The sequence below is a fragment of the Paracoccus gahaiensis genome, assembly GCF_005048225.1.
Lineage (GTDB): Bacteria > Pseudomonadota > Alphaproteobacteria > Rhodobacterales > Rhodobacteraceae > Paracoccus > Paracoccus gahaiensis.
Map to the genome: position 1 here is coordinate 36,152 of NZ_SUNI01000015.1, position 17,531 is coordinate 53,682.

The 17,531-nt window shown below is 62.8% G+C and carries 16 protein-coding genes; 10 read left to right on the forward strand and 6 right to left on the reverse strand.

Annotated features, from left to right (window positions below; all coding sequences use genetic code 11):
* Positions 1-832 precede the first annotated feature (832 nt).
* Genes FA743_RS14415 through FA743_RS14430 form a run of 4 tightly spaced genes read right to left on the reverse strand, consistent with a single transcriptional unit; the run spans position 833 to position 5,005 of the window.
* Positions 833-1,954: an iron-containing alcohol dehydrogenase gene (locus FA743_RS14415; protein WP_136886801.1), complete on the reverse strand. Its 1,122-nt coding sequence runs from the start codon at positions 1,952-1,954 to the stop codon at positions 833-835.
* Positions 1,951-2,871 carry a dihydrodipicolinate synthase family protein gene (locus FA743_RS14420; RefSeq protein ID WP_136886802.1) on the reverse strand — a complete coding sequence of 307 codons (921 nt, stop codon included), beginning with the start codon at positions 2,869-2,871 and terminating at the stop codon, positions 1,951-1,953. The genes FA743_RS14415 and FA743_RS14420 overlap by 4 nt, the downstream gene beginning before the upstream one ends.
* On the reverse strand, positions 2,868-3,818 hold the full coding sequence (gene pdxA / locus FA743_RS14425; RefSeq protein WP_136886803.1) for a 4-hydroxythreonine-4-phosphate dehydrogenase PdxA: 951 nt from the start codon (positions 3,816-3,818) through the stop codon (positions 2,868-2,870). Before pdxA ends, FA743_RS14420 begins: the two co-directional genes overlap by 4 nt.
* The gene (locus tag FA743_RS14430) at positions 3,815-5,005 is read right to left on the reverse strand and encodes a sialidase family protein (protein WP_136886804.1); all 1,191 of its coding nucleotides are present in this window, start codon (positions 5,003-5,005) and stop codon (positions 3,815-3,817) included. The genes pdxA and FA743_RS14430 overlap by 4 nt, the downstream gene beginning before the upstream one ends.
* A gap of 325 nt (positions 5,006-5,330) precedes the next feature.
* Here FA743_RS14430 and FA743_RS14435 point away from each other — a divergent pair, with 325 nt between their 5' ends.
* The 4 genes from FA743_RS14435 to FA743_RS14450 are packed head-to-tail and all read left to right on the forward strand — an operon-like array spanning position 5,331 to position 10,348.
* Positions 5,331-6,839, forward strand: coding sequence for an ABC transporter substrate-binding protein (locus FA743_RS14435; RefSeq protein WP_136886805.1), 1,509 nt, complete (start codon positions 5,331-5,333; stop codon positions 6,837-6,839).
* A gap of 51 nt (positions 6,840-6,890) precedes the next feature.
* The gene (locus FA743_RS14440; RefSeq protein ID WP_136886806.1) at positions 6,891-7,805 is read left to right on the forward strand and encodes an ABC transporter permease; all 915 of its coding nucleotides are present in this window, start codon (positions 6,891-6,893) and stop codon (positions 7,803-7,805) included.
* Positions 7,806-7,814: 9 nt separating this feature from the next.
* Entirely contained in the window at positions 7,815-8,729 is a 915-nt protein-coding gene (locus FA743_RS14445; RefSeq protein WP_136886807.1) for an ABC transporter permease, read from the forward strand.
* A complete protein-coding gene (locus tag FA743_RS14450) occupies positions 8,726-10,348 on the forward strand; it encodes an ABC transporter ATP-binding protein (protein ID WP_136886808.1) in 1,623 nt (540 codons plus the stop codon). Before FA743_RS14445 ends, FA743_RS14450 begins: the two co-directional genes overlap by 4 nt.
* Positions 10,349-10,359: 11 nt before the next feature.
* Here FA743_RS14450 and FA743_RS14455 read toward each other — a convergent pair whose 3' ends face one another.
* A complete protein-coding gene (locus FA743_RS14455; RefSeq protein ID WP_136886809.1) occupies positions 10,360-11,103 on the reverse strand; it encodes a fumarylacetoacetate hydrolase family protein in 744 nt (247 codons plus the stop codon).
* A 74-nt stretch (positions 11,104-11,177) separates the two neighbouring features.
* Here FA743_RS14455 and FA743_RS14460 point away from each other — a divergent pair, with 74 nt between their 5' ends.
* From FA743_RS14460 to FA743_RS14475, 4 genes are read left to right on the forward strand one after another with little or no spacing between them, the layout of a single operon-like run.
* Complete coding sequence (locus tag FA743_RS14460; RefSeq protein ID WP_136886864.1) at positions 11,178-11,984, forward strand: SDR family NAD(P)-dependent oxidoreductase; 807 nt, start codon at positions 11,178-11,180, stop codon at positions 11,982-11,984.
* Positions 11,985-12,005: 21 nt separating this feature from the next.
* Positions 12,006-12,689, forward strand: a complete 684-nt coding sequence (locus FA743_RS14465) for an SDR family NAD(P)-dependent oxidoreductase (protein ID WP_136886810.1) — start codon at positions 12,006-12,008, stop codon at positions 12,687-12,689.
* The gene (locus FA743_RS14470; protein WP_169308897.1) at positions 12,668-13,714 is read left to right on the forward strand and encodes a four-carbon acid sugar kinase family protein; all 1,047 of its coding nucleotides are present in this window, start codon (positions 12,668-12,670) and stop codon (positions 13,712-13,714) included. Before FA743_RS14465 ends, FA743_RS14470 begins: the two co-directional genes overlap by 22 nt.
* Positions 13,714-14,442: a FadR/GntR family transcriptional regulator gene (locus FA743_RS14475; protein ID WP_136886812.1), complete on the forward strand. Its 729-nt coding sequence runs from the start codon at positions 13,714-13,716 to the stop codon at positions 14,440-14,442. Before FA743_RS14470 ends, FA743_RS14475 begins: the two co-directional genes overlap by 1 nt.
* A 575-nt stretch (positions 14,443-15,017) precedes the next feature.
* Here FA743_RS14475 and FA743_RS14480 read toward each other — a convergent pair.
* A complete protein-coding gene (locus FA743_RS14480; RefSeq protein WP_136886813.1) occupies positions 15,018-16,454 on the reverse strand; it encodes an IS1182 family transposase in 1,437 nt (478 codons plus the stop codon).
* On the opposite strand from FA743_RS14480, the gene FA743_RS14485 reads away from it, so the two are divergent.
* Both FA743_RS14485 and FA743_RS14490 read left to right on the forward strand, forming a co-directional pair.
* Positions 16,453-17,193 carry a recombinase family protein gene (locus tag FA743_RS14485; RefSeq protein WP_246054975.1) on the forward strand — a complete coding sequence of 247 codons (741 nt, stop codon included), beginning with the start codon at positions 16,453-16,455 and terminating at the stop codon, positions 17,191-17,193. The two genes, FA743_RS14480 and FA743_RS14485, sit on opposite strands and share 2 nt — an antisense overlap.
* Positions 17,190-17,477, forward strand: coding sequence for a hypothetical protein (locus FA743_RS14490; protein ID WP_136886814.1), 288 nt, complete (start codon positions 17,190-17,192; stop codon positions 17,475-17,477). Before FA743_RS14485 ends, FA743_RS14490 begins: the two co-directional genes overlap by 4 nt.
* Positions 17,478-17,531 lie beyond the last annotated feature (54 nt).

The window sequence follows — 17,531 nt, forward strand, 5'->3', positions numbered from 1 at the left end:
ACAGTTGGCGGCAGGCTCAACGACAACCAGCCTTGCGTGTCCCACCTTAAACGCAGCAAGAGGTCCAATTAGGCGCGCTTGAGTGGAGCGGAGACGCGGCTGTCCTTCGGATCACGATTGCGGCCACTACTGCGATCACCGGAGCAGCTTCCGATGCAACAGGGAGCCTTTTCCAGTCATTCAGCTACACGCCCAGCCACGCCAGCCCTGCGAAGGCCGCTACACCAACGGCCATGGTCGCGATAACATGGTTTGTCATAACGGCAGCGCCAAGCGCCACTCCAGCGGCCATCCAAATCAACAATGATTGGCCGGCGAGTGGAGATGCGACCAAGCTGACCACGATCAGTCCCGGCAATTCATCCAGCATCCAGGCGTGTCGTGATGCCCGGATTCGGCCTCCCGTATGCAGTCCCGCTAAAACTGAGCCGTTATGGCAGTCTGACGGTCGGTCACACCAACAACCTGTGCCTGACCTTCATTGCATCGGCTATCAGTTTCGGGAGAAGGCTAAGTAACAGCCTCCGCAAAGGATGAGAGGTGTGCCGACCCATGTCGCGGCCATCGGAAGTTCGTGTTGGCCTACCGCGCACAAAGCGCGTCTTCAGGGCTCGCTCTTAATAGCCTTCGTAGCCAAGCTCGTTCCGCATTGAGCAATAACCCAACCGGCGCGACGTCTACATCGTTACCGCTAGGGCAACCTGACAAGTCGGTCTCTATTCCTAGATGAACCGTAACCGGCGGCTAAACCTCACATTGCTTGGCTGACGCGCTGCTGCGAAGTCCTTTCATCGGTTGACAAGGACTGTATTCAACAGTGCGTGCCAACAAGTCACAACGCCGCTTGGAAAATTTCCTGGACTTCGTCCACGCTCATGTCGCGCGGGTTGTTGTCCATCAGCCGTCGGATTGCATAAGCATCACTGGCGAACTGAGCCAACTGATCTTGGTTTGCACCATGTTTGGACAGCGACATCTGAATACCAAGAGACCTGCAGAAGGTACGTGCTTCATTTAGAAGGCCCTCTTCTTCAGACTGTGCCTTGAAGCCAAGCGCTGCGGCGACCTCGGCGGTCTTTGAGGGGACGGCGCTGAGGTTGAAGGCCAGTACATGCGGAAAGATGATCGCATTCGCCAGCCCATGCGGCAGGTTCAGCCGCGTGCCCAGGGGATAGGCCAAAGCGTGTCCCGCCGCCGTGTTCACCGGGCCCAGGCAGATCCCGCCATAGAACGAAGCTAGCATCATCCCCTCGCGCGCCTCGGTGTCAGAGCCGTCGCGCACAGCGCGGGCCAGATAGCGCCCCACAAGGTCGATCCCCATGCGTGCGAAGCCGTCGATGACCGGATGGGCGTTTTTGTTGGTGAATGCCTCGACGCAATGGGCCATGGCATCGACGCCGGTTGCGGCGGTGACGGCGGGCGGGACGGAATAGGTCAGGACCGGGTCCAGTACCGCCAGATCGGCGATCAGATGCGGGCTTTCCACGGCGATCTTGGTCTTGGCGACTGGATCGGTGATCAGCGCTCGGATGCCCGCCTCGGAACCGGTGCCGGCCGTCGTCGCAACCTGCACCAGCCGTGTCCGGCGGCGTGCGACACGGTTCGGTCCGGCCACCTCGGCCAGCGTCTGAGTACCGTCCCACATCGCCGCGACCAGCTTAGCCACGTCCAGCACCGACCCGCCGCCCAGGCCCACGACCAACTCAGGCCGCGCCGCCCGCGCCGCCGCCAGCGCGGCGTCCAACGTGCCGGTGTCAGGTTCGCCCGGAATGTCGTCAAAGATCGCGATGGCACCGCGCAGGCTCAGTTGATCCACGAACCCGGCGGTGATGGGCGAGGCGATGACCAGAACGCGCTCCGCATCCCCGGCCCATTCCCCGACCCGGGCAGCAGAGCCTGCCCCGATCTCAAGCCGTGCAGGCTGATGCAGTGTAATGATGCGGGCGGGCGTCATGCCGCACCTGCCCTAGCGTGCAGCCGGTCCATTTCGGCCCAGACCTCTGCGCGCTCAGCGTCGTTCAGAGCCGTGAAGGGCGGATGGATATTTAACCAGCCGTCGTCGCCCCGCCGCTTAGCGATCATCGCCTTGACGGTCGGCAGCTGGACATAGCTATTAGTCAGAGTGCGCCACGCGACGATGACATCCTGCGCCGCGCTCACCTCGGCCGCGCGGGTGGGGTCTTGCCAATGGTCGAAGACGGTGCGCAATTCGCGCGCGACCAGATTGGACGTGGCGGTGATGCAGCCCGCCCCGCCCCCCTGCAACACCGGCAGCAGCAGCGGATCGGCGCCCGCCAGCACCGCAAAGCCGGGAAAGCGCGCCGAGATGGCGTGCATGTTCTCGATCTTGCCGTCGCTGTCCTTGATCCCCACGACTGTGTCGGGGAATGCGTCGGTCAGCATAGCAATCAACTCGTGGCTGATCGGCACGCTGGTCAGGGCGGGGATGTGATACAGCACCACCTTCAGCCGGTCATCGGCAACCTTTTCGATGATTGAGGCATAGAACCGGAACAGGCTCTGGTCCGTGAACGCAGTATAGTAGAAGGGCGGTAGCAGGACGACGGCCTTGACGCCTGCCTGCACGGCGTGGGTCGTCATCTCGACCGCTTCGGTGACTGCGCAGGACGAGGTGCCAGGCATTAGTTGGCTGGGCAGGGTGCCGCCTTCGATAGCCGCATCCAGCAGGGCCATGCGCTCGCGAGCGGAAAAGCTGTTTGCCTCTCCGGTGGAGCCCAGCATGGCGATACCGTGACAGCCCTCGTCGATCAGTGCCTTTGTATGGGCACCAAACAACGCCAGATCCGGAGTTCCGTCCGCTTTCAATGGCGTGGCCGAGGCGCAATAGACGCCCTCGATGGAAAAGCTCATGTCCGTCCCCCCGCGACCAGCTTGCGCGCATAGGCGATGGCCGCATTCATGTTGCCGTGATTGGCCAATCCCTGCCCCGCGATGTCGAAGGCCGTTCCGTGATCGACCGAAGTCCGGTCGATGGGCAGTTCCACCGACACGTTTACTGCCGTGTCGAAGGCCACCAGTTTGATCGGTATATGGCCCTGATCGTGATATTGTGCGACGACGAGATCGAAGCCGCCGGAATAGGCGCGGTGAAACACCGTATCGGCCGAGATCGGCCCTTGCACATCGATGCCCTCGGCGCGGGCGGCGGAGACGGCGGGAGCGATGTGGTCGTCATCCTCGGTCCCGAAGAGGCCGTTCTCGCCGCAATGGGGGTTGATGCCGGCCACGGCGATGCGCGGCGCGTCGATGCCGATGCGCCGTAGATGCGCGTGCCCCGCCCGGATCGTGGCCAGCACCCGTTCTGGCGTAGCGCGCGCGATCGCGTCCTTGAGCGAAACGTGGGTCGAGACGTGGATGACCTTCAGCCGCTCTGATGCCAGCAGCATGTAGGCGTGATCCGCCCCGGTCAGGCTGCGCAGCATACCCGTGTGGCCGTCGTAATGATGCCCGGCCAGATTCAGCGCCTCCTTGTTGATCGGCGCCGTCACGATGCAGGCAATCGAGCCGGCCTGCGCGTCGCGCACGGCCTTTTCGATGAAGCGGAACGCCGCATCGCCCGCAACCGGCGACAGTTGTCCCCACGGCAGCGGCGCGCCCTCCAGGGCCAGATCGACCACGTGCCCGTCCAGTTCGACCTCGACGCCCACTGCCGCCCGTGCGGCCTGCAAGGTGGCCATGTTGCCGTAGATGCGGGTGCGCGCACGGTTTATTGGCGACATGTCAGCCAGCGCTTTGATGCAGATTTCGGGGCCGACGCCGCAGGGGTCGCCCATGGTGATGCCAATGATGTCGCTCATGCCGTTTCCAGTGCTGCGAAGGCCGCGGGGGACAGGCGCACATGCCTGATCGCCCGGCGGTGATAGGTATAGCTAAGGTGGAGGGTGCCGTCGGCGTCCTGCACGATCCAGGGATAGGACATTTCCATATTCCGCCCGTCGGTCGAATCGTTCGACAGACAGGTGCCCGGCCCATCCTCGATCATCAGGCGCGTGGGGAAGGTCTGCCCCTCGTCATCGGAAATCGCCACCACAACGGGCGCGCGCGGCACGCCCCAGATGGGCATGCAACCCCCGGCGGGGTCGGCATTGGGGCGGTCGTCATCCTCCCCCAACTCGTCATACAGTGACGCGCGGCGGGCGGACGACATCTGCGCATTGACTGGGTTGCAGATCATCGCGATCCGCCCGTCCTGCAGCCGAATCGCCGCGACCGAGGAATTGTTGTTCGGCACATCCGTGGCCTGCGCCACCGACCAGCTGCTCCCGCCATCTTCGCTATCGGAACGGTGGACATGATCGGCCTGTCGGCGACGATAAAATGCCGCCATCCGCCCATTTCCCAGCAAGACCGGCCCCATATGCACGCAGCCAAGCGTGCCCTCGACCGGCTCCAGCCGCCACGTTTCGCCCTGATCGGTCGAGATGCCGACCGCCGCGTGATCGTGGCTGCCGTTCCATTTCTGCCCAGGCCGCGAGGTGCAGACAAAGATCGGCAGCAGCCAAGCCTCATCGTCCCGCAGCGTGACATTGCCGCGCACGAAGCAGCCGCGCGGCAGGTCCAGATAGCGCCCCTGATCCGACGAGATCTGCGTGGGGTCCGCCGGGTCGCGCAGCAGCCGCGCCATGCGGATGCGGCATTCGTCCTGATTGCCCGAGGGCTGCGAGGTGTGGAACAGCCAGAGCACGCCATCGGGCGCGGCAAAGATCACCGGGTTCTGTTCGGAATGGACCGGATCGTCCGACAGGGTCTGCGCCGGACCCCAGCTGTCCGCCCCGCGTGGCAGGATCGAGGCATGGATGGAAATGTCCGACTTGCCCTCCAGCGTGCCGCCGAACCACGCGCAGATCAGGTCGTCCCCCGGCAGGACGTAAAGGAACGAGGCATGGTTCTGGATCTTGGGCGAGGGCAGGAACGCCTCGTCCCGGCCCGGCGCGGCGGCAGTCAGGCGGCCGTCCATGCGGTGCGCAATCTCTGTTGGGTTCATCGGTTCTCCCCCCCTTCGGTTCTGGAGAAACAAGCCCGTCGTCACAGCAGTTGTCAAGTTATTTTAAATATAGCTATGGATGATTTCCCCGGTTGGTTGCACGAAAACCTTGTTTTAACAGTGTGTTATTCGGATAATCTTTAGGCATTTCACCAAATTCTAAAATTAAGTTGACAAGTAATGGGTCATTCAACCAATCTGGGGCAACCCCCGTCACTCGTGAATGGGGGTATGGGAGGGGCGGCGATCTGAGCCGACGGCAGTCGAGCTGCGGCGGACATGTCGCGGGCGCTGGACGTGCCAACAACACTAGGGAGGATACCTGATGCGACTTACTGGCTTGATGATGGGCGCCGCTTTCGCGGCCTGCGCGGCGGTCCCCGCCTTGGCGCAGGATGCCGACCGCGATCTGCGGATCGTCGTTGCCGAAGAGGTGGATCTGCTGGAGCCGTGCATGGCGACGCAATCGACTATCGGTGCTGTGCTTTTGCAGAATATCAGCGAAACGCTGACCTATCTCGACGTGCGCGGAGAGTCGGAGCTGACGCCCAAGCTGGCCGAAAGCTGGACCCAGAACGACGACGGATCGTGGCGCTTCAATCTGCGCCAGGGAGTCACGTTCTCGGACGGGTCTGCCTTTGATGCGGCAGACGTCAAGCATTCCTTCGACCGTATGATGAGCGATCAGATCGTCTGCGAGGCCAAGCGCTATTTCGGAGGCATGGAGGTTCAGGCAACGGTCGTCGATGACCACACCATCGATTTCACCGCCGATCCGGCACAGCCGATCATGCCGCTGCTGCTGTCGCTGATGGCGATCGTGCCGTCCGAGACGCCCATCGAATTCACGCGCGAACCCGTGGGTACCGGGCCATATGTCCTGTCGGACTGGACGCCGGGCCAGCAGATCGTGCTGAGCGCGCGCGACGATTACTGGGGCGATGCGCCTGCAGTGACCAGCGCGACCTGGCTGTTCCGGTCCGATCCCGCCGTCCGCGCCGCCATGATCCAGACCGGAGAGGCCGATATCGCGCCCTCCATCGCCGTGCTGGACGCCACCAACCCCGAGACCGACTTCAGCTACCTAGACAGCGAAACGATCTATATTCTGCTGGATGACGCCGTCGCGCCTACCAACGACGTGCGGGTGCGCCAAGCGATGAATATGGCAATCGACCGCGAGGCATTCATCGGCACGCTGCTGCCGCAGGATGCTCTGCTGGCCACCTCGCTGTTCCCACCTTCGACCCTCGGGTGGAACCCCGATGTCGCGGTCACCCCCTATGATCCCGAGGGCGCCATCGCCCTGCTGGAAGATGCACGCGCCGATGGCGTGGCCGTGGATACCCAGATGACGCTGCTGGCCCGGACCGCCAATTTCCCGAACATCGTTGAGGTGATGGAGGCCCTGCAGCAGATGTTGCAAGAGGTCGGACTGACCGTGGACCTGCGCTTCCTCGAGGTGGCCGAATACCAGCGGATCTTTAAGAAGCCATTCCCCACCGAAATGGGTTCGGTGCTGTTCACTGCGATGCACGACAATTCGAAGGGCGATCCGTCCTTCACGATGTTCTTCAAATACGCTTCGGAAGGGCCACAATCGGGCACTGACGACCCCAAGGTCGACCAGCTTATTGAGGATGCGTCGGCGGCGACCGATGACGATCGCGCGCGGCTGTGGTCGGAACTGCAGGCCTATCTGCATGACGAGCTGTATGCCGATGTTCCACTGTTTCACACGGTGGGATATGCACGGGTCGCCCCGCAGATCGACTGGCGGCCGACCATCGCCACAACCTCGATGCTGCCCCTGGGCGAGATCGGGTTCAAGTGACCCCCCGGCCGGGCGATCCGTCGTCCGGCCCTTTCCTGACCGGAGCCAGGCATGTCCAGTTTCATCCGCAAGCGCGCCTTCGCCAGCCTGATCTCGCTGATCGGCCTCGTAGTGATCGTGTTTTTTCTGTCGCGCCTGACCGGCGATCCGACGGATCTTTTCCTGCCCATCGAAGCCCCGGAGGAAATGCGCCAGCAATTCCGCGAGCTGAACGGGCTGAACGACCCGCTGCTGGTGCAGTTTTGGAATTACTTGGGCGACATCGTCCGGCTTGATTTCGGTGTTTCCCTGCGCCGAGCGCAGCCGGCGATCGACGTAGTCCTGCCCGCCTTCCTGTGGACGCTGCAACTGGCGGCCATCACGATGGCGCTGGTCACCGGGGCGGCGATCGTCGTGGGATCGCTGGCGGCCTTTCGGGTGGGCGGCATCTTTGATCGCATCGCGTCCTTGACTTCGCTGATCGGGGCGTCGGCCCCGGATTTCTGGGTGGCGATCGTGGCGATCGTAGTCTTTGCGGTGGGGCTGGGCTGGCTGCCGACATCGGGCACCGGGACCGTCTGGCATTGGATTCTGCCGGTCGGGGTGCTGTTCATACGCCCCTTCGGGCTGATCGTGCAGGTGGTGCGCGGATCGATGATCTCGGCCCTGTCCTCGGGCTATGTCAAGACAGCGCGAGCCAAGGGCGTCAAGTCGCGGGCGATCATCTTCGTCCATGCGCTGCGCAACGCAATGCTGCCGGTCATCACAGTCATCGGCGATCAGGCGGCGGCGCTGCTGAACGGCGCCGTCATCGTCGAGACCATCTTTGGCTTTCCCGGCGTCGGCAAACTGATGATCGACAGCGTCCTTCAACGCGATTTCAACGTCGTGCTGGCCACCATCATGATCACCGCACTGGCGATCTTCATCATGAATCTTCTGATTGATCTGACCTATGCGCTGCTTGATCCGCGCATTCGGTATTGAGGACGCGCCATGACCCATGACCCCGACATCATTCCGGCCGAACCGGGCACCCTGACCCGGTTCCGGAGGATGCTGATGGCCGACAAGTTCGCGCTTGCAGCAGTGATCTTCCTGACCATCGTCGTGCTGATGGCGATCTTGGGGCCGATGCTGCTGGACGCATCTGCGCAGCGGCAGAACCTGCGAGGCCGCAACGCGCCGCCCTTTGATTTGGATCAGGGCTGGCTGATGATCCTGGGCGCCGACGCGCTTGGCCGGCCGCTGCTGTCGCGCATCGTCGTCGCAGCCCAGAACACCATCATGGTGGCCGCAGGTGCTGTGGTGTTCTCGGCCCTCACCGGCACGCTGCTGGGGTTGCTGGCGGGCTATTCGGGGCCACGCACCAGTCAGGTGATCCTGCGTATGGCCGACGTGATCATGTCGTTTCCGTCACTGCTGCTGGCGGTGATCGTGCTCTATGTGCTGGGGCCGTCGGTGGTGAATCTGATCATCGTGCTGGCGATCACCCGCATCCCCGTTTATCTGCGCACCACTCGCGCCGAGGTGCTGGAGATCCGCGAGCGCATGTTCGTGCAGGCCGCGCAGGTTATGGGCGCTTCGCGCTGGCGCATCGCCATGCGCCACATCCTGCCGGTGGTGTTCCCGACGCTGATGACCATCGCCACGCTGGATTTCGCCTTCGTCATGCTGGCCGAAAGCGCGCTGTCCTTTCTGGGTATCGGCATCCAGCCGCCCGACATCACCTGGGGCCTGATGATCTCTCAGGGCCGCCAATATCTGACGACCGCATGGTGGCTGTCCTTCTGGCCGGGCCTTGCGATCATCCTGACCACCTTGTCGCTGAACCTACTGTCGAACTGGCTGCGCATCGCGCTGGACCCCACGCAGCGCTGGCGTCTGGAAATGAAAGGCCGCAGATCATGACCGACCACCTGCTGGAGATCCGCAACCTCTCCGTCGAATTCCACACGGCGGCGGGCACCGTCCACGCGGTGCGCGATGTCAGCTTTCATCTGGACCGCGGGGAGACGCTGGCCATCCTGGGCGAAAGCGGATCGGGCAAGTCCGTCTCGGCTTCAGCGATCATGAACCTGATCGACATGCCGCCGGGGCGCATCACCTCGGGTCAGGTGCTGTTCGGCGGGCGCGACCTGCTGCACCTGTCCGACGAGGCGCGCCGCGACATCAACGGCAGCCAGATCGCGATGATCTTCCAAGACCCACTGAGCCACCTGAATCCAGTCTATGACGTGGGCTGGCAGATCGCGGAAACGATGATTGTCCACGGCACCCCGCGCGCCAAGGCCAATTCCGAAGCGCTGAGGCTGGTGACGCGCGTGGGCATCCCCAACCCCGAAGGTGCGCTGCGCAAGTATCCGCACGAGTTTTCAGGTGGCCAGCGCCAGCGCCTGATGATCGCCATGGCTCTGGCGATGAAGCCAGACCTCTTGATTGCGGACGAACCCACTACCGCGCTGGACGTAACCGTGCAGGCCGAGGTGCTGTCCCTGCTGCACGAATTGCAGCAGGAAACCGGCATGGGCGTGCTCATCATCACTCATGACTTGGGCGTCGTGGCCGAGATCGCCGACCGCGTGGTGGTGATGAACGCGGGCGAGATCGTCGAGGCGGGCATCACCCGCGAGGTTTATCACAACGCCACCCACCCCTATACTCGCAAACTGATTGGTGCAGCCCCCGGCAAGGGGCGGATGCACCAGCCGGGCGCGGAAGCGGAACCCGTGCTGCAGGTCCGCGACGTGGTCAAGGATTATGCGGGTTTTCGGGCGCTGGACGGGGTCAGCTTCGATCTGATGGCGGGGCAGACACTTGCCGTGGTGGGCGAGAGCGGGTCGGGTAAATCGACGCTGGCGCGCATCCTGCTGCGCCTGGACGAGGCCAACAGCGGCACCGCGCTGTGGAAAGGACGCGATCTGTTCACCATGCCCCCGTCCGAGCTGTTCAAGATCCGCCGCGACCTGCAGATGGTCTTCCAGGACCCGACCCAATCGCTGAACCCGCGGATGAGCGTCTATCAGCTGATCTCAGAGGCTTGGGCGATCCACCCCGACATCCTGCCCCGTGCCCAGTGGAAGGCGCGCGTGGCGCAACTGCTGCAACAGGTGGGCCTGCGCCCCGACATGGCCAATCGCTATCCGCACCAATTCTCGGGCGGACAGCGTCAGCGCATCGCCATCGCCCGCGCACTGGCGCTGGAGCCCAAGCTGATCGTCTGCGACGAGGCCGTATCGGCGTTGGACGTCTCGGTGCAGGCGCAGGTGATCGCCCTGCTGGACGATCTGCGCAAGACCATGGGCATTGCCTTCATCTTCATCGCACATGACTTGCCGGTGGTGCGAGATTTCGCAGATCACGTCATGGTCATGCAAAAGGGCCGCGTGGTCGAGTTGGGGACCGTTCAGCAGGTCTTCGACGCGCCCCAGCAGCCCTATACGCAGGCGCTGCTGGCGGCGGGGCTGGATCCCGACCCCGACGTGCAGACGCAGCGGCGCGAAGCGCGGCTGGCCTTGGCCGGGGCATGAGTCACGCAGTGTCAGCCCAGATTGACACTCACCGTGCCAAGGGGCCCCAGATCGGCGGAGACGCGGCGCGCATCGCCCGTCATGGGCAGCTTGATCCGCGCACCGGTGATCACGATGTCGCCTGCCGTCAGGGGCAGGCCCCGCGCCGCCGCGTGACCCGCCAGCCAGGCCAGCGTCGTCAGGATCTGGTCCCAGCTGGCGCCGGTGGCCACGCTATCCTGCCGGTCGTCCACCTGCAGCCCGATGACCAGCGCGGACAGGTCGGGCAGACCCTCCACCGCCACCGCAGCGCCCGTGATGACGGCAGCGTTGTTCTGTGTGTCACCCAGCCTCAGCATTGGCACGGCCTGATCGCGGTCCGACAGGGCAGAGCTGCACAGCTCGATTGCGGGACGGACATTGCGGATGCGTGCGGCGATCTCGGCCGGCGGCCACGGGGTGTCACGGGCCGGCAGGTCTGCGGACAGCTCGACCGCCACCTCGGCCTCGGCCAGATAGGCCAAGGGGCAGGCAATGCGCGCGCCATCGGCGTAAAACCGGTCGCGCGGCAGGGGCGAGGTCTGCGGCACGTCTGCACCCCCAGCCAGCACCTTCCATCCGCCTGCACCTCCGTCGTGGGTAATCATCGCGTTCTGCAGCGCATACGCCTGATCGAAATCGGTGGGCACCGTCACGATGCTGCCCGAGACGATAGGGCGATGCGCCTTGCGCGCGGTCGCAAGCAAGCGGGCTGTGTCAAGGAAAGGCTGGGTCATGCTTCTCTCTCTGCGAAGGTCAGGGGCATGAGACACCTTTTTTCTAACAAAGGACAACCGTCCGGGACTTGGATATGACAGAGCAGTCGCAGGATTTTCACGGAAAGACCGCCATCGTCACCGGCGGGGCGCGCGGGCTTGGCGCGCAGATCGTCGGCGGGTTGGCCCTGGGCGGCGCGCGGGTCTTCGTGGCTGACGTTTTAGACGCGGACGGCACTGCACTTTGCAAGGCGCTGACAGCCGGAGGGTGTCAGGTCTACTATCATCATTTGGATGTTTCGAACGAAAGATCATGGCGCGGGCTGGTAGAAAGCGTGGCCGATCAGGTCGAACAGCTGGACATTCTGGTCAACAATGCCGGTATTATCATCCGTAAGACGCTGGATGCGACCACACTAGACGAGTGGAACCGCGCCTTTGCTGTCAACGTCGCGGGGGTATTCCTAGGCATGCGCGATTGCCGTGCGCTGCTGGAACGATCTGCCTCCGGATCAATCGTGAACATTTCCTCCACGGCGGGTCTGATTGCGCATTCCGATCCTTCGTATACGGCCAGCAAATGGGCGGTGCGCGGGCTGACGAAATCGGCGGCATTGGACATGGCCCCGCGTGGCATCCGCGTAAATTCCGTTCATCCGGCGACCATCGCCACGCCGCTGACCGCTGCAGCCCCTGCGGGGCATCTCGAGGCAAACCGCCACGCCATCCCCCTTGGCCGCGAGGCGACCGCTGCGGAAATCGCCCAGATCGTGCTGTTTCTGGCCTCCGAGCGCGCGTCTTTCGTCACGGGGGCCGAAATCGCAGCCGACGGCGGACTGGTGACCGGGGGTGTCGCGCATATGCGCGAGGCGTTCCAACGCGCCTTCGTGGCTGACATCTGAACATCGGAGGATATGAGAATCATGAATCAGGGCAGACACGCATTCGTCTCAGGGGTCAGTTCGGGTATTGGCCTGTCCATCGCACAGACACTGCTGGAGGGGGGATGGCAGGTGACCGGGATCAGCAGGCGGGCGCCTGAGATCGCCCATCCGGGCCTGCGCCACCTGCCCGCCGATCTTATGGATGTTGACGCGTTAAGCGCGGCGCTGGCCTGTGTCGGGCCGGTGGATGCGATCATCCATGCCGCCGGTGTGTTGCGCGTGGGCCATCTGGGGCAACTGGACTCCGAGAATGGTCGGACGATGTGGCAGTTGCACGTCGTAGCCGCCGAACAGATCATAAATGGGCTGGTTGGCAGTATGATCGATGGCGGGCGTGTCGTGCTGATCGGCAGCCGCACCGCTGCGGGATCCGCGGGCAAGTCACAATATGCAGCCAGCAAGGCTGCGATGGTCGGCATGGCGCGATCCTGGGCGGCTGAGTTGGCATCGCGCCGGATCTGCGTCAATGTGGTCGCCCCCGCAGCCACCGACACGCCGATGCTGCGCGATCCGGGGCGCGCAGGCGTGCAACCCAAGTTGCCACCAATGGGACGTCTGGTGACGCCGGAAGAAATTGCCGCGACCGTTGCCTTCCTCCTGACGGACGGTGCCCGCAGTATCACCGGTCAACAGATCATCGTTTGCGGTGGTTCGTCGCTGTGATGGGCCGCCCCCGGCTGTGTATCATCGCTGACGACCTGACCGGTGCCCTAGATGCGGCCGCACCCTTCGCGACGCGCGGCCTGTCCGTGCATGTTGCAACGCATCCGGCGGCGCTGGACCCAACGTCTGGCGCGGATATCCTGGCCGTCAGCACCAACTCCCGGGACGGCACCCAGAACGCGGCGCGCGATGCCGTCGCACAAGTTCTGTCGCGCCTGCCAGTCGGAGTACTCCTGTTCAAGAAAGTTGATTCCCGGTTGAAGGGTCATGTTGCGGTCGAATTGGATGCGCTCTGGTCCGGGCCGGTGCTGGTCGCCCCTGCCATCCCGGAATTTGGCCGAGTGACACAGAGTGGTCACGTTACGGGCTTCGGTGTGGAAATTCCGATCTCAATCGCAGACATCCTTGGGCCCTTGGCGCACCGTGCTGAAATCCCCGACACGCTGACTACCCAAGACATGCGCCGCGCAGCGGACGCGTTGCCCGACACGACCTTGCCCGTCGGTGCGCGTGCGCTCGCCGAAGCTCTCGCCGCGCGTATGACCGACGACGTTGCGCCTCTGCCATGGCAACCCCCTCGAGGGCCGGTCCTGATTCTTGTCGGATCGCGCGATCCAATCACGCTGGACCAGGTGGCCGCCGTGGCACGGCAGGGCGCAGCGCATGTCATTGAGGCGCCCTCGGGGCATCTGCCTCCCCTGCCCGACGATGCCCCCGGCCCGGTGCTGGTCGTGGCGCGGCCCGGCGGTGTCCCGGCGTCGGGCGATGAGGTCGCGGATCGGCTGGCGCACGGTGCGCATCCGGCCCTGACTGCGGAACGTCCGGTGCTGGTGCTAACCGGCGGCGCCACGGCGCAGGCCATGCTGGCGAGGCTGGGTGTGGACCGGCTGACCCTGATCGGGGAATGCCTGCCCGGCCTTCCAGTTGCACAGGCCGGAGGCTTCACGGTGATTGCCAAGTCGGGTGGGTTTGGCGATACCCGGACCCTTGTCACACTACTTGCCAAGTTCGTCGGAGAGTCCTGATGTCAGTCCCGGAAAAAACTGCGCGCCGTTCCCTTGCGGAGATCGTGTTCGACCGGATGGAGCGGGCGATCAAGTCGGGCTCCTATCGCCCGGATGAAAAACTGCCGACCGAGTATGATCTGGCCGCCGAGTTCGAGGTATCGCGCCCCGTAATCCGTGACGCACTCCGCCGGTTGCGCGAACGCGGCCTGATCTATTCGCGCCAGGGGGCGGGCAGTTTTGTGCGTTCTGCGGGATTGCGCCGCCCGCTCGGATTCGGAGCGCTGGAAAATGTAGCCGACCTGCTCAGCTGCTACGAGTTTCGGCTGACCCTGGAACCGGCAGCGGCGCAATGTGCCGCCGAGCGGCATGATGCAGCATCATTGGCTGAGATCGCCGTCGCGCTGGACAAGATGCGCGATGCGACCAATCGTGCCACCCACCGTGAGGATGCTGACTTCCAGTTTCATCTGGCCATCGCGCGCGCCAGTGAAAACACGTATTTCGCAACCGCGATGGAGGCGTTGCAGGACCATATCGCCGCCGGGATGCGCTTTCACGGCGCCTCGGTTAAGCGCGAGGCGCAAGGGCTGGAACGGGTGCTGGAGGAACACCGCTGCCTGTTCGAAGCGATCCGTGCGGGTGATGGCACCGGCGCACAGGCGCTGATGCATGTGCATCTAACCGGTTCGCGCGAGCGGCTGTTTGAGCGACGCAAGCCAAGCGCCAATGCAGATATCAATTCCTAGCGCGAGCCTCGGCCGCGGATGGCGAGCGCAATGACCATGCCGTAAACCAATATGGCGGCGCCGATTGGTGCAAGAACGCCCGACAAGCCAAACGACATGGCCTGTGTCATCCAGACGAAGCTAGGTCCCGCATGACCAGCAGTCAGAGGCTTTTCGCGTCGATGCTGTTCTAAGCTGTGAAACCGCTTTCCGAAGAGATGTGGTGATTGCGGCAACCGCAATCGCCGATCCCGATGGCAGCTCGTGAGTGTCAAGCAAAAACGTCATTTTGACCTTTTGTCGGACCAAAAGGTCATACAGCTTTCTTAGGCGGGCAAAACACAGTCACATGCAGCCGTTCCATAGCTGCAACGCGGATCAACGAATGCCTGCCTCCCCTGCCCCTTTTTCAAAGTGTTCAAAAACGATCCAGACCGTGTGAAAACTTGGGGAAGTCTGATGGTGTGCAGGGGTTTCGGCTGGATCGGAGATTTTCCTTTAGAGGATCCGGATCAAACGCTTAATCGTGGGTTTTGGGGTCCTGTGGGGATCTCTGAAGGCAAATATGGGCTGACACTTAAGAAAATGGGGAGCCTTTACAGCCTGACAGCCGCAATCAACGCCGGAATGCCGACAAGGCTGATCGCTCGACGCAAATTGTAGGCGATGGCCGTCAGGCTGAACTCAGCGCGCACGTTCTCCAGCCTGCGCATCAGGAATGCACCCTGGCCCATCCATTGCTTCACGGAGCCGAACGGGTGCTCGACGCTCTCGCGCCGCTCATCGAGCACCCCGGGCCGCGCGGCAAGCCGTTTCGCCATCCGGTCCAGCACGGCCTCGTTCTCATAGCGCGCAACCTTGCGGTAGGCCGCGGTGGTGCAACGTGTCTTGAGTGCGCAGGACTTGCAGGCAGCGGCATTGGCATAATCGAACACGCGGATCTCGCCACGAACCGGGCGGCTGTGCACATGGCGCAAAGCCGCGCCGCCCGGGCATGTGTAGATGTCTGCCTCGGCGTCATAACGGAACTGGTCCTTGGGAAAAAATCCCTTGGCAACGGCAGATCCGCGCTGCGGTTTGGGAACGTAAGGGACGATGCCTGCCGTTTCGCAGGCCTCGATATCTTCGATCTTGAAGTAGCCCCGGTCGGCCACGGCATCGATCTGCGCAACATCGAGGGTCTCACGCGCAGCCTTGGCCGTCTCGGTCAGCAGGCCCAGGTCGCTGACCTTGTTGTGGACCTGCTGCTCCGCAATCAGTTTGTGCTTGGTATCGACCGCAATCTGGACGTTATAACCGACCCCGACGCGACTGTTGGAGTGCATCGCGCGTGCGTCCGGGTCGGTCAGCGAGATCTGGTCCGCGCCGCTGTCTGCAAGGGCTTTGCCATGATCATCAAGCCGTTCACGCCGCTTGCGGAGCGCTGCGATCTTTTCCTGCAGCCTCTCGACGGTGCCCCTCTCTGGCGCGTCCTCACCGTCCTTGTCGGCCTCATCGAGCTGCTTGAGATACCGCGCCAAGCGCTCATCGCTTTCCGCTATCGCTTTGGCCAGCTTGGCCTTGGTGAAATTCCGCTCCCGGCTGTTCACGGCCTTGATCCGGGTGCCGTCGACTGCGATCAACTCTCGTCCGAACAAGTCGAGTTCACGACACAGCAGCACGAACTCCCGGAACACCTGGCGAAACGCCGTTCTGTTGTCGCGTCGGAAGTCTGCGATTGTCTTGAAGTCGGGGGTCAGGCGGCGGAGCAGCCAGATGACTTCAAGATTGCGATGCGTCTCTACCTCCAATCGGCGGCTGGACCGCACCCGGTTCAGGTATCCGTAAATGTAGAGCTTCAAGAGATCGGCCGGATCATATCCCGGTCGACCGGTACTTTTCGCCTGGACCCGCCCAAAGCCAGCTGCCCTCAGATCGAGCCCGTCAACGAAAGCATCGATAAACCGGACAACATTGTCCGGCCCCACATAGTCGTCCACAGAGTCCGGCAAAAGCAGGAGTTGGGACCGATCACCGCCTGAAATATGTGCCATGCCCAAAAATACCATGGCCGCTCAGTGCTGGGAATCCGGTTCGTGTTTTCACACGGTCTGGATCGTTGGCGCAACAGTGTCAAACGTGCTGCAAAGGCCGTCGCAAAGGCGACTTTTGCGACATGTCCATTACGGGCTGGCTTTTGCAACTTTGGGAAAGCATGCGATGGCGGCAGTAGGCTATCCCATGGCATCGACCAGCGGTCAGGAGCATCGGCTGCAACACGATGCTCTGAACGCGGCAGGATGCGACTGTATTGCCTCAGAGGCCGAAAGCGGCGCGGACGAAAACGCCCGGCCTCGGTTGCAACGCCTGCTAGCTAACCTGTCGGGCGATGACACCCTTGTCGTCAGGCGGCTTGATAGGCTGGCGCAAAGCGTCAAAGAGCTGATCACAGTTGCCAACAGGCTTTCCGAACGGAAGGTTTGCCTGCGGTCTTTGAACGGACAGATCGACACCACGACGCCGCAAGGGCGGATGATGTTTCATGTCTTCGCCCTGATCGCACAGTTCGGGCGTGACCTGATCGCGGAACGGACACGGGCCGGACTGGAAGCTGCCCGCGCCAGTGGCCGCATCATAGGACGCCGGCGCCTCTTGGCGCCTGCCCACATTACCCAGGCTCAAGCATGGTTAACGTCCACGCAAGTGACGCAAGCTCAGGCGGCTAAGGCCTTTGGGGTCAGTTGGCCCACCCTCCTACGGGCGCTTTCTCCCGCCAAGGAGCTGAGCGAATGATCGGCGCCGTCGCGATTTTGGCTTTGTCGCAGATGATAGGACCTGGCGCTCTACCAGCCACGCCTCAAGCCTTACATCTGTGTCTGTTCCCGGAAGATCCTATCGTCAATGAACGAGCCCTAGCCGATTACGGGATCTCGCTGAAAGATGAATATGATAGATATTTCAGTGACCTGAACGCATACCTCATGTGCCTTCAACGGTCACATGCTGACACGATCGAACGAGGCACCGTTTGGCACAATCGCTACAAAGAAGCGTTCCCAACCAACATAATTGAATGATGCAAGATTTCATTTGCCTGGCATGGTGATGTTCTCATGTGCTGTCGCACCCCA